At 60.3% G+C, this 12,529-nt stretch carries 8 protein-coding genes and 2 pseudogenes; all 10 read right to left on the reverse strand.

Annotated elements, in window-relative coordinates; genetic code table 11:
* Positions 1–811: 811 nt before the first annotated feature.
* Positions 812–1,093: a hypothetical protein gene (locus MJ643_RS26840; protein WP_024086482.1), complete on the reverse strand. Its 282-nt coding sequence runs from the start codon at positions 1,091–1,093 to the stop codon at positions 812–814.
* A gap of 239 nt (positions 1,094–1,332) precedes the next feature.
* Positions 1,333–2,508, reverse strand: a pseudogene (gene pgi / locus MJ643_RS26845) (glucose-6-phosphate isomerase); the annotation flags it as partial.
* A 1-nt stretch (position 2,509) separates the two neighbouring features.
* Positions 2,510–3,364 (reverse strand): annotated as a pseudogene (locus MJ643_RS26850) (glucose-6-phosphate isomerase); the annotation flags it as partial.
* A gap of 271 nt (positions 3,365–3,635) precedes the next feature.
* The gene (locus MJ643_RS26855; RefSeq protein ID WP_024086481.1) at positions 3,636–5,645 is read right to left on the reverse strand and encodes a nucleoside-diphosphate sugar epimerase/dehydratase; all 2,010 of its coding nucleotides are present in this window, start codon (positions 5,643–5,645) and stop codon (positions 3,636–3,638) included.
* A gap of 105 nt (positions 5,646–5,750) precedes the next feature.
* Positions 5,751–6,755 (reverse strand): glycosyltransferase family 4 protein, encoded by a 1,005-nt coding sequence (locus MJ643_RS26860; protein ID WP_024086480.1) that lies wholly within the window; start codon positions 6,753–6,755, stop codon positions 5,751–5,753.
* Positions 6,752–7,723 (reverse strand): SDR family oxidoreductase, encoded by a 972-nt coding sequence (locus MJ643_RS26865; protein WP_024086479.1) that lies wholly within the window; start codon positions 7,721–7,723, stop codon positions 6,752–6,754. The genes MJ643_RS26860 and MJ643_RS26865 overlap by 4 nt, the downstream gene beginning before the upstream one ends.
* A 262-nt stretch (positions 7,724–7,985) precedes the next feature.
* Positions 7,986–9,095 carry a glycosyltransferase family 4 protein gene (locus MJ643_RS26870; protein WP_024086478.1) on the reverse strand — a complete coding sequence of 370 codons (1,110 nt, stop codon included), beginning with the start codon at positions 9,093–9,095 and terminating at the stop codon, positions 7,986–7,988.
* Positions 9,095–10,234: a glycosyltransferase family 1 protein gene (locus MJ643_RS26875; protein WP_024086477.1), complete on the reverse strand. Its 1,140-nt coding sequence runs from the start codon at positions 10,232–10,234 to the stop codon at positions 9,095–9,097. Before MJ643_RS26875 ends, MJ643_RS26870 begins: the two co-directional genes overlap by 1 nt.
* Entirely contained in the window at positions 10,231–11,127 is an 897-nt protein-coding gene (locus MJ643_RS26880) for a GDP-mannose 4,6-dehydratase (protein ID WP_024086476.1), read from the reverse strand. Before MJ643_RS26880 ends, MJ643_RS26875 begins: the two co-directional genes overlap by 4 nt.
* Positions 11,127–12,158 carry a GDP-mannose 4,6-dehydratase gene (gene gmd, locus MJ643_RS26885; protein ID WP_024086475.1) on the reverse strand — a complete coding sequence of 344 codons (1,032 nt, stop codon included), beginning with the start codon at positions 12,156–12,158 and terminating at the stop codon, positions 11,127–11,129. Before gmd ends, MJ643_RS26880 begins: the two co-directional genes overlap by 1 nt.
* Between the last annotated feature and the right edge of the window lie 371 nt (positions 12,159–12,529).

Genomic DNA, 12,529 nt, shown 5'->3' on the forward strand with positions numbered 1-12,529 from the left:
ATCAGCGTAGGCTGAAGTCAGTCAGAAATACAGGGCTATTTCAGACCATCCTTAGCTGGGAAAGGGGAATCGATGCTACTTTGAACAGCAGAAAAAACTCGATCTCGACTGGGTCAGGTCGTGCCTAGGGTCGGTGATTCGAATCTGTGTAACCCGATTGGCAAGGCGGAGCAATTTCGCTTACAAAGACGCGCATGTCAACCAGCTGCAAGATCGACCGATTGCAACTACAGCACCAAGCTCACCAACGCCGGCACCATTGCACCAGTTATCTCTCGGCACTGGCAACCACACGCGATGTGCTGTATTTATGTCGCCCTTTAGGCCAAGGGTGAACGCAGTGGAGTGGTACGAGTCGCTTTTTTTGCAGATGTGCAGTCATATCCTGACCCACAGTAAAATTGCCAATCGCCGAGGTTTAAACGGCGCTCTAAGCATGGACACAGCTGCAACCCGGGACCTGGTGCAGAGTTACCAGCGCAACGTAGCCGTCGCATTCAGCTCAGCCGAAATGAAGGCTCATCTCTCTCAAGGGGCCCATTGTGTGGTATTAATAGTTGTGCAAGAACACCAGTTTCACAGTTGCCTCAAGGACATTAATCAGCAGCAGGAAGTGGTTCTGAGTGCTACCTTGCGTACTGAAGTGCGATCCACTGGATACGCCAACTACCACGTGGATGTTGCAATAATCCGGCCCACCTCTACGAGCCCAATGGACATAGCTCATTGATTACGCAGCATGCTCCAGCCTCTGGTCAAACATCACGGCCCGGCACCATTTCAACCCTTGAGAACTGCGGTACGCAGTTCCCTACTTGCACATCACGATCATGCTCCGGCTCGTAAAGCCGGCGGGATTGATGCCGAACAGATAATCGCCAGCTTCCTCCTCGGTGTCCCCGGAACGCGCGACAACCCGGTAACCTCGCGCGCCGCAGGAGATTTCAGCTCTCTGATAACAACGGTCCCATGATGACGAGAGCCCTGAGCAGTTGATGTGAACCCCAGTTTTACCTCGCACAACTCTCATCTCAGAGGACGCTGCACACCCAGCAATAGCTAATAAAATGAGGATCATGAGCACATTTTTCATTCCGGTCCCTAGAATCGCAGATGAATCTTGGCCCCCAACCCGAGCGGGCTGGGCGGTTGCACCTTATGGTTGACACCGAGCTTTCCGCACTTCCTGTTCGACTGTATCACTTTCAACTGAAAAATTTGCGTTGCTCTTTCTCATCTTTCGACGCGCGATCCTTGGGAAGTTAACCCTTGTCGCTCGGGCTGGGCTAGCAGCTACACAAGCCCCGTCGTTGAAGGGCCTTTCATTCTTTATTAACCGCGATGCTTGCTTCGGAAATTGACCAGCCCTTGGGTAGAGCCATCTTCGGCGCTGTCTTCCAGGCTGCCGACAAGGCGTTGGTAAACGCCCTTGCCCAGTTCCTTGCCCAGCTCCACGCCCCACTGGTCGAAGGCGTTGATGCCCCAGATCACGCTCTGTACGAAGACCTTGTGCTCGTACATCGCCACCAGCGCGCCCAGGCGGCGTGGGCTGATGCGCTCCACCACCAGGGTATTGCTCGGGCGGTTGCCCGGGATCACCTTGTGCGGGGCCACCTTTTCGATGTCCGCTTCGTTCAGGCCTTTGCCACGCAGCTCGGCTTCGGCTTCCTCGCGGGTCTTGCCCAGCATCAGCGCCTGGCTCTGCGACAGGCAGTTGGCGTACAGCCACTGGTGATGGTCGGCCACCGGGTTGAAGCTCACCACCGGCACGATGAAGTCGGCCGGAATCAGCTGGGTGCCCTGGTGCAGCAACTGGTGGTAGGCATGCTGGCCGTTGCAGCCGACGCCGCCCCAGATCACCGGGCCGGTGTCGGTTTTCACCGGGGTGCCGTCCTGCAGCACGCTCTTGCCGTTGGATTCCATGTCCAGCTGCTGCAGGTGCTTGGTGATGTTGCGCAGGTAGTGGTCGTACGGCAGGATCGCGTGGCTCTGGGCGCCCCAGAAGTTGCCGTACCACACGCCCAGCAGGGCCAGCAGTACCGGCATGTTCTTTTCGAACGGCGCGGTCTGGAAGTGCTGATCCATGGTGTAGGCACCGGACAGCAGTTCCTTGAAGTTGGCGGTACCGATGGCCAGGGCGATCGGCAGGCCGATGGCCGACCACAGCGAGTAGCGCCCGCCCACCCAGTCCCACATCGGGAAGATGTTTTCTTCACGGATGCCGAAGGCCACGGCGGCGGCCTTGTTGCTGGAAACGGCGATGAAGTGGCGGTACAGCTCGGCTTCCGAGCCGCCCTGGGCCAGGTACCAGGTACGCGCGGCCATGGCGTTCTTCAGGGTCTCGAGGGTGTTGAACGACTTCGACGAGACGATGAACAGGGTGGTTTCGGCGCGCAGGTTGGCCGACAGCTCGTGGAACTCACTGCCGTCGATGTTCGCCAGGTAGTGGCAGCGCACACCGCGCTGGGCGTAGGGCAGCAGCGCCTCGGAGACCAGCTCGGGGCCGAGTGGTGTAGGCACCCGACAGCAGCTCCTTGAAGTTGGCTGTGCCGATGGCCAGGGCGATCGGCAGGCCGATGGCCGACCACAGCGAGTAGCGCCCACCCACCCAGTCCCACATCGGGAAGATGTTCTCTTCGCGGATACCGAAGGCCACGGCGGCGGCCTTGTTGCTGGAGACGGCGATGAAGTGGCGGTACAGCTCGGCTTCCGAGCCGCCCTGGGCCAGGTACCAGGTACGCGCGGCCATGGCGTTCTTCAGGGTCTCGAGGGTGTTGAACGACTTCGACGAGACGATGAACAGGGTGGTTTCGGCGCGCAGGTTGGCCGACAGCTCGTGGAACTCACTGCCGTCGATGTTCGCCAGGTAGTGGCAGCGCACGCCGCGCTGGGCATAGGGCAGCAGCGCCTCGGAGACCAGCTCGGGGCCGAGGAACGAGCCGCCGATGCCGATGTTGACCACGTCGGTGATGGGCTTTTCGCTGTAGCCGCGCCACAGGCCGTCGTGGATGCGGCCGACCAGTTCGGTGATCTGGTTGAGCACCTTGTGCACTTCTGGCATGACGTTCACGCCGTTGACGCTGAGCTTGTCACCCACGGGCCGGCGCAGTGCCGTGTGCAGCACCGGGCGGCCTTCGGAGGCGTTGACGATTTCGCCGTTGAACATCGACTTGATGGCGTCTTGCAGGCCCACTTCGTTGGCCAGGTCGACCAGCAGGTCGCGGCTTTGCTCGGTGATCAGGTTTTTCGAGTAGTCGAGGAACAGGCCGCAACTGCTCAGGGAAAATTGGTCGAAGCGCTTGGCATCGGCGGCGAAGGCTTCGCGCATGCTGAAGCCTTGCATGGCATTGCGATGTTCACCCAACGCCTACCATGCCGGCAGGCTCGTTACATCATGGGGATTACGGTAATACGACATTGCAACTGAGTTCCTTCATGCACATCTGTCCTTGAACCACAGGCGGTTACAGCCCATTTCGACCGGGCATTATAAGCCTTACCCCCACAAGGGGAATGGGATCCAAGAAAATCCATCAGTGACTCACCGGGCGAACATCCGGACAGGATGAAAGCTCGCCCCATGGGGCAAAGCCAGCAGAGTGCCGAAAGGAAGTACGCCCAACACATCTGCCGCGCTAGCAGTCCTGACGCCGCTGCAGATAAACCCAATCGACAATCTCACCCTCTGGCGAGTAGCCGCTGACCAGCTCGCGCAGCAACTGGCGTACCTGGGTGAAGTCATCCTCCGCCGCAGCGGTCAGCAGCCAAGCCAGGCGCTCACGTAGCAATTCCCAAGCGACATAATCTTCATTGGCCACCATGATCATCGGGTGCGCCGTGGGGGACACGTCGTCGCCGATCAGCAGCTCTTCGTAAAGCTTCTCGCCTGGGCGCAACCCCGTGAACTCGATGGCGATATCGCCATGCGGGTTGCTAGCGCTGCGCACACTCAGGCCCGAGAGGTGGATCATCTTCTCGGCCAGCTCGACGATCCGCACCGGCTCGCCCATGTCCAGCACGAACACATCCCCCCCCTGCCCCATGGCGCCCGCCTGCACCACCAACTGCGCGGCCTCGGGAATGGTCATGAAGTAGCGCGTGATCTTCGGGTGGGTGACCGTCAGCGGCCCACCCAGTTTGATCTGCTGGTGGAACAGCGGAATCACCGAGCCGGAAGACCCTAGCACGTTGCCGAAACGCACCATGGTGAAACGGGTTTTGTTTACCCGGGCGATCTTACTGCTGTCGCCATACATCACCGGTGCCGCTTCGCGGCTCAGCGCCTGCAGAATCAACTCGGCAAGCCGCTTGGTGCTGCCCATCACATTGGTGGGCCGCACCGCCTTGTCGGTGGAAATAAGCACGAAGTTGGCCACGCCGGACTGCAACGCTGCCTGCGCGGTACACAACGTACCGTAGACGTTATTGAGGATGCCTTCGGCCATGTTGTGCTCAACCATGGGCACATGCTTGTAAGCCGCGGCGTGGTAGACAGTGTCCACGCGCCAGGTGCTCATAACGTCGGCCAGGTGCTGCTGATTGCGTACCGAGCCCAGGATAGGCAGCAAACGCACCGGCAGCGACTCGCGCGCAATGCGTTGTTCCAGCTCGCTGAGAATGCTGTAGAGGTTGAATTCGCTATGATCGAACAGCAGCAAGGTCCTTGGCCCAAGCCCGACGATCTGGCGGCACAACTCGGAGCCAATGGAGCCCCCGGCCCCGGTGACCAGCACGGTTTGCTTCTTGATGCAGTGCTCGAGCAGCCCTTCCAGGGCTGGGACCGGGTCACGCCCAAGCAGGTCGGCAATATCGACGTCCTGGATGTCGTCCACCTTCACCCGCCCACTGGCCAGGTCGGCAAAGGCTGGCACGCTGCGCACGTGCAACGGGTACGGTTCGAGGAAGGCAAGGATTTCCTTGCGCCGGGCACGCGATGCCGAAGGCAGGGCCAGCAGGATCTCCTGAGCCCCGGTTTCCTTGATCATCTGATCCAGGTGCTTGGGCTTGTAAACCTGCAAACCGGAAATCACACGGTTGGCCAGTTCACTGTCGTCATCGATGAACGCCACCGGGCGCATGGCCCGCCCCATGCGCAAGGCCGCCAGCAACTGGTTGCCAGCAGTGCCCGCACCATAGATGGCCACTTTGATCAGGCCGTCGTCACGGTTGGCGAAGGGTATCTGATGGGCCCCGGTAAACCAGTCGCCCAGGAAATACTGGCGCATGATCAGGCGCAAACCGCCGATGATGACCATGCTCAACCACCAATAGTTGAAAATGATCGACCGCGGCACGACTACCCGATGGTTGCTGTACCAATACACCACCACCGCCAGTATGAGCGCTGACAGCGTCACGGCCTTGATGATGGTCACGAGCGCGTCGTTGCCAAAATAGCGCATCACTGCCCGGTACATGCCAAAGCGGATGAACAGCGGAATGGCCACGACCGGAGCAGCCATGAACAACCAGGTATGCTCGACGATTGGGTTGTACATTTCATCGATGCCAAGACGCACGATAAAGGACAACCACAACGCGAACCAGATCAGCAGGACGTCGGTGCACACTTGCACGAGACGTTTTTTCCGCCTGGACAGGTTGACGAGGTACTCACGTACCCGTTTTTTTTTCGCGTCGCTCATTCGGCTCTCCTCAGCGCAAAAGGACCTCGATTGAATGACCAGAGCGCCTGTGAGCCAAACCAAAGGTTCAGCAGCCCTGTACGATGCCTTCCGTGCTCTACCATCCTATTCCTGTTTCCCGGCATGGTAGGTGACCGCCATCAGTATCAGAGGCACATAAGCGACCAGGGTTCCCATTGCGCCATCGAGCTTCAAGAGCACCACCGCCACCGCCACTGGCAACAGCCAGCCCAGGTTGATTGCCGCCACGGCCAGGCTCACGGGACGATGGCTGCCGTGCCGACGCGACGCATACTGATAGGCATGGCTGCGATGCGCTTCGTAGACCTTGTCACCGCGCAGCAGGCGCCGCCCCAAGGTAAACGTGGCATCTACCACGAACACACCCAAAAGTATTAACCACCCCCAGAATAATAGCGGGTTTACCCAGCCTGCCAGTAATGCCAGCAGGCCCAGTACGATACCCAGGAAGCCACTGCCGGCATCCCCCATGAAGATGCGTGCCGGGGGGAAGTTCCAGAACAGGAAACCAGCCACCGTGGCCGCCAGCAACATCGGCAGCCAGGCGGCCTGAGCATGACCGGTGACCCAATAGAGCAGGCTACCCCCCAGGCATACGCAGATGGCCTCGATACTGGCGATGCCATCGATGCCGTCCATGAAGTTGTAGAGGTTGAGCAGCCATACCAGGTACAGCAAGCCTATGACGATGCTCAGCCAGACGGGCGCCAGTGACAGGCCGAAAACGGTAAGCGGCGGCATCCCGCCAAGCCAGGTGAGCCCCCAACCGGCCGCAGCGAAATGCCCCAACAGGCGCCACCGCGCGGCGATGTGCCCGTGGTCGTCCATGAAACCGATCAGCGCAACCAGGCCCCCAGCGCCCAGCAGGCTGACCAGCGCTGCCGGGGCAATGTACCCTCCCCAGCCCAGGCCAAGCATGGCAACCAGAAAGGCGGCCACGAACGCCAAGCCGCCACCACGGGGGGTTGGCAAGGTATGCGAGCTACGTGCATTGGGGATGTCCAGCAGGCTGCGGGACAGCGCATAGCGGCGCAGCGCTGCGGTCATCAACCACGAGGCGACGCCTGCCGCCACAATCAGCCATATCATGGGCGGCGTGCTTCCAGGAAAGATCGAGCGGTCATGTTCAGTCCTTGTTCCAACGTGTAGGGGGGCTGCCAGCCGAGCAGTTGCCGGTTCTTCGCGATATCCACCTGCAACGAGCCGAGCAGACGCTGGGCGAGGTCGCGCCGGCCAAGCAACCGCGCAGCGCTAAGCAACACGCCAGACGGAACAGGCAGCAACCGAGCGGGCTGACCCAGTGCACAGCCCAGTGCACGCAACAGCTGGGGCAGCGAGACATCCTCGCCGTCACTGGCCAGGAAAGTTTGGTTGGCGGCGCCTGGGTGGTCGATGCAGGTGATGATCAGGTCGACCAGATTAGCCAGCGAGACCAGGCTGCGACGGTTATCGACCGCGCCGAATGGCAAAGGTACGCCGCGCTGCACCCAACGCATCATGCTCTGGAAGTTGGCTTTCACGCCTGGCCCATAGACCAGCACCGGGCGGATAACCACAACCTCCATGCCCGTGGTCGCCGCCAGGTGGCGCAACCCCTGCTCCGCTTCGTGCTTGGACAAACCGTAGGCGTCCTGCGGTGCCGGTGCGTCGTCGGCACACAGTGGCTGGCCGGGCGGGCTGGCTTCGCCGTTGACCTTGACCGAGCTGATGAAGATAAAACGCCGCACGCCCGCTGCCGCTGCGTGGCGGGCCAGGTTGAGGGTACCGTCGACATTGACCCGGCGGAACTCGGCCAGGCTGTCGGCGGCGGTTTCCTTCATGACATGCACACGGGCTGCGGCATGCACTACCAGGTCGACACCTGCCAGCGCCTGGGCCCAGTCGGTGGTAGCGGCCAGGTCACCCACCGTTACCGCCTGAACCCCGGCCACGGGTGCCCGGCCAGTACCGCGCAAGGCTGCCCGCGTGGCGAAACTGCCCATCGTGGCCAGTCGGTGGCAAAGTGCGCTACCAACGAAACCGCTGGCGCCTGTGACAAGTATCGTGCGTCTTTCCATGAAATCCGATCTCAATTCACACAGGTTTCACCTGTATCGGGGCCGCTTTGCGACCCATCGCCGGCAAGCCAGCGCCTATAGAAAAACACGTAAGCCTTTGATTTAGCAGGCCCCTGTGGGAGCAGCTTTAGCCGCGAACACCGGCGTAGCCGGTGCCATACACAGCGTTGGATTCTTCGCGGCTAAAGCCGCTCCCACAGGGTAAGCGGCGCTTGCTGAGGCTTTGTTCTCAGCGCAACAGCCCAGGGGACTAAGCAATCTCCTACAACAAGCTACGGTAGAGATCGGCATACGCACTGGCCATGGCTGACGCGGTAAATACCTCCTCATAACGCTGCAACGCCTTGGCGCCCATGGCTTGTGCCATGGCGGGGTCACCCCATAGGCGCTGCATTGCCTGCGCCAGCGCTGCGGCATCACGCGGCGGTACCACCAGGCCCGTCTGGTCAGCCATGTTGATGAAGGTCGTACCCGAGCCCATTTCACAGGAAATCAGCGGCTTGCCATACATCGCCGCTTCCAGCAGCGAGATGCCGAACGACTCGGAACGCAGATGGGACGGGAATGCAAATGCATAACACAACTCAAGCAACGCCACCTTGTCGTCATCCGCCAGCCCACCCAGGAAGTGCACGTTGGCAAGCCCCAGTTGTGCCGCCTGGTGCTTGAGCTGCGCCTCGAGAAAGCCACCGCCCATGATCACCACCGGCAAGCCGTTGAGCCGCGCAGCCTGCAGCAGGTAATCCAACCCTTTGTAATAGCGCAGCGCACCCACGAACAGGAAAAACCGCTCGCCCAGGCGCGCACGCCAGTAAGCCAGCTTTTCAGCGCTGGGCTTTGGGTAGGTGGACCTATCCAGACCATAGGGGATGATCGAGACTTTGTCTTTGAACCTGGTCAATACCGGGCTGTGCGCAGCGTAATTGGGCGAAGAGGCCACAACCCGGTCAACGCTGGAAAAAAACCGGTTCATCAATGGCTGGTACAGCTTCAGCAACCACTTCTGCTTGACGATATCCGAGTGGTAGCTGACCACCGTCGGCTTGTTGACCCGCGCCAGGAAATGCACCAGGTCCATGTATGGCCAAGGGAAGTGGTAATGGATAATGTCAGCCTGCCCAGCCAGCTCGGTAAAGTCCTTCATGGCCGACAGCGACAAGCCCGTTGAAGCCACATGCAAGTCAAGCTTGGACCGATGCGTCAGGTGATTGGCCACGGCCTCGTTGCGCGCCGCGCCGCGCGGGCTAAGGTAAAGCACCTCTGACTGCACGCCATGGGCCCGGGTACCTTCCGCGATCTGGAAAATGACCTGCTCGATGCCCCCCATGGAGTCTGGGTAATACGTTTTGAAAAAATGCAGAACCTTGATCATCATTCCCTGACCGACTTGTAGACCTCGATGGTGGCCTGTGCACAGCGCTCCCAAGAGAAGCCGCCAGCATGCGACAGCCCCTGCTGCACCGCCGCAGCCCGCCAGGTTTCATCCTCCAGCCCCTGACGCAACAACGCACTCAGGCCTTCTACATCATCAGGTGCGCACATCAACGCCGCCGAGCCGGCCACCTCCGGCAGCGACGAGCTGTTGGAGCACACCACTGGCACCCCGGAACTCATGGCTTCGAGCACGGGCAAGCCGAACCCTTCGTAATGCGAGGGGAAGGTGAACAGCCGTGCCCCGGCAAACAGCAGGGGCAAGTCTTCGCTGGCGGCGAAGCCGAGGTAGCGCGCCCAGCCTTGCTGCTGCGCCTGGGCAATACGGTCGTGGATCGCCTCGCTGCGCCAACCATGGTAGCCAGTGAGGATCAACGGCCAGCGCTGGCGCAACGCAAGTGGCAACCGACCGTATGCATCCAGCAAGGCCTCGATGTTCTTGCGCGGCTCGATGGTACCTACGAACAGGCTGTAGCCGCCGGGCACCAGGCCGTGGCGGGCCAGGGTTTCGCGCAGGGCATCCGGGCTGCGGGGGTGGAACTCGGGTGAACTGGCCAATGGCACCGCATGAATCCGCTCAAGCGGCCAAGCAAAGTAATCTGCCAGCTCCTGCCGCGTGTAGTGCGAATCGGTGATCAACGCATCGGCACGCTCTAGTGTCAGGTTGAGCTCTTTTTGCAGATAGCGAGCAATTTGCGGCGCGTGGCAATGCGCCCAGGTGAACGGGGACAGATCATGGAACGTCGCCACACTGCGGCCCGTGAACGGTGGCAGGTAATAGTTGGGGCTGTGGTAAATGAAGCCCTCATGACCGCGCAAAGCTCGCTCGCGCAAATATGGCATCAAGCGCCGATAGGCCTCCACCGCCAGGGCATTCTTCTGCACAAAACGCTTGAGACCATGCACGACATCCGACTGATCGGAAGGCTTGGGCAGCGCCGGTAAGAACCTGCGCCCGGCAAACAGGCGCAGGTCACTGATTTCGCTGTTTTGTTGCAGCCGTGACGCCAGCTCGTAGGTATAGCGCCCGATGCCAGTCAGCGGGAAGCGAACCGGCTCGACAGAAAGGATAAGCTTCATTGATCAGCAAGCATCCAACCCAGCGTTTCATCCAGCGAGGGCGTTTGCCAACCAGGCACCAATGCACGCAGCTTACCGTTATCACCACACAGGGTTTTAACCTCGTTGGCGCGGACAAAGGCCGGGTTTACCTGCACTTCCAGCTGATGCCCGGTAATGGCCGAGCACTTGGCAATGACTTCGCGCAGCGAATGGGTGTGCCCGGAGCTGACATTGACCGTTTGCCCTAGCGGGCGCGCCTCGATCAGGCCGCGGTACGCTTGGACAACCGCACGCACATCACTGAAGTCGCGCCATACATCCAGGTTGCCGAGCTCGATGGTATCGGCCTTGCGGCGGAAGTGCGAAACGATCTTGGGCAGCAGGAAGTTCTCTGCCTGCCCAACACCGGTGTAATTGAAAGGACGCGTGATGACGATCGGCAGCCGGTCACACCACAGCCGCGCCATGTACTCCATGGCGAGCTTGCTGACCGCGTAATCATTGGCTGGCGCTGGCAGGGTCTGCTCGTCCAGCACCCCTTCGGAAACATTGCCATACACGTTGGCACTGCTGGCAATCAACACGCACTCTGGCGTTTTGCCGCAAGCCGCGATGGCTTCGAGCAGGTTGCGCGTGCCTATCAGGTTGACCTGGTAGAACGCATCGGCTGCACCGTGCCCGACAAAAGCAATGGCAGCCAGATGCACGACGACATCCGGCTGCAGTTCGGCCAGCAACGCACACAGGCCCGGCCCATCGGTCAGATCGACCTGGCGGTAGTCAGGTGCCGGCAATGGCTGGCTACCCGTTCCGAAAACCTCATAGCCACTGGCCCGCAACTCGGCCGCCATGTAGCGGCCGGTGAACCCGTGAATACCTGTAATCAGCGCGCGTTTGCTGGCCTTGTGCATCAGAACGAGAACCCTTTTTCGTTACGACGCAGGTCGGCCTCGACCATCATGCGGCACAGCTCTTCAAGGCTGGTCTTGGGCTCCCAGCCCAGCACTTGCTTGGCTTTGGCCGGGTTACCGATCAGCAGCTCCACTTCGGCCGGACGGTAGAATTTCGGGTTGATGGCAACCAGTACTTTGCCAGTGGCTGCGCAGATGCCCTGCTCTGCCTCGTCCTTGCCGCTCCAGTTGATTTCGATACCGGCAGCCTTGAACGCCATGGTGACGAAATCACGCACGGTTTCGGTGCGGTTGGTGGCGAGTACGAAGGTGTCTGGCTCTTCGGCCTGCAGCATGCGCCACATGCCTTCGACGTATTCCTTGGCAAAGCCCCAGTCGCGCTTGGCATCGAGGTTGCCCAGCTCCAGCTTGTCCAGCAGGCCCAGCTTGATCTTGGCCACCGAGTCGGTGATTTTGCGGGTCACGAACTCACGACCGCGCAGTGGCGATTCGTGGTTGAACAGGATACCGCTGGTGGCGAAGATGTTGTACGACTCGCGGTAGTTGATGGTCATCCAGTGGGCGTAGAGCTTGGCCACGCCGTATGGGCTACGCGGGTAGAACGGGGTGGTCTCGACCTGCGGAATTTCCTGGACCTTGCCGAACATTTCCGAAGTCGACGCCTGGTAGAAGCGCACCTTCGGGTTGACGATACGAATGGCTTCGAGCAGGTTGACCGCGCCCAGGCCGGTGATTTCGGCGGTGGTCAGCGGTTGCTCGAACGATACGCCAACGAAGCTTTGTGCAGCGAGGTTATAAACCTCGGTGGCTTCGGTGGTTTGCAGCAGACGGATGCTGGCCGACAGGTCGGTGAGGTCGTACTCGACCAGGTGCAGGTTGGGGTTGGTGTGAATCCCCAGTTCCTCGATGCGCCAGAAGTTAACCGAGCTGGTGCGACGATAGGTGCCGTAGACTGTATAGCCCTTTTCCAGCAGCAGTTCCGCCAGGTAGGCGCCGTCTTGACCAGTGACCCCAGTAACGATTGCTTTCATGCGACTTAACCAACTCCGATAGTGCCGTGCGGGCATGTGTGTTTATTTGGCCTGACGCGGGCAATTCCAGCCGCGCGTGTGAAGGTTAGATGGAGAAGTATACATAGGTCGGGCGGAGTACTCGACTTGCAAAGAATGTTGGCTGCCAGGAGGCAAACACGGCCCTCGGCCGGTGCTGCATAATCTTGGCAAGCCTCTGGACAGAGCCAGTGGGGCATTGGCTTGACCGACACCGTAGGATACGTTCCGGCGCCAAGCGCCTCCAGCACTGGCCTTGTGGGAAAAATCTGAAATTGCCCACCACAGCGGAATACCCTCAAGGCCAGCCTGCGTTACAGTCGCTGGAGCCAAGCCAAAGTGCCCCACCGAAA

Origin of the sequence: Pseudomonas sp. PNPG3 (genome assembly GCF_023093815.1) — a bacterium.
Taxonomy (GTDB): domain Bacteria; phylum Pseudomonadota; class Gammaproteobacteria; order Pseudomonadales; family Pseudomonadaceae; genus Aquipseudomonas; species Aquipseudomonas asiatica.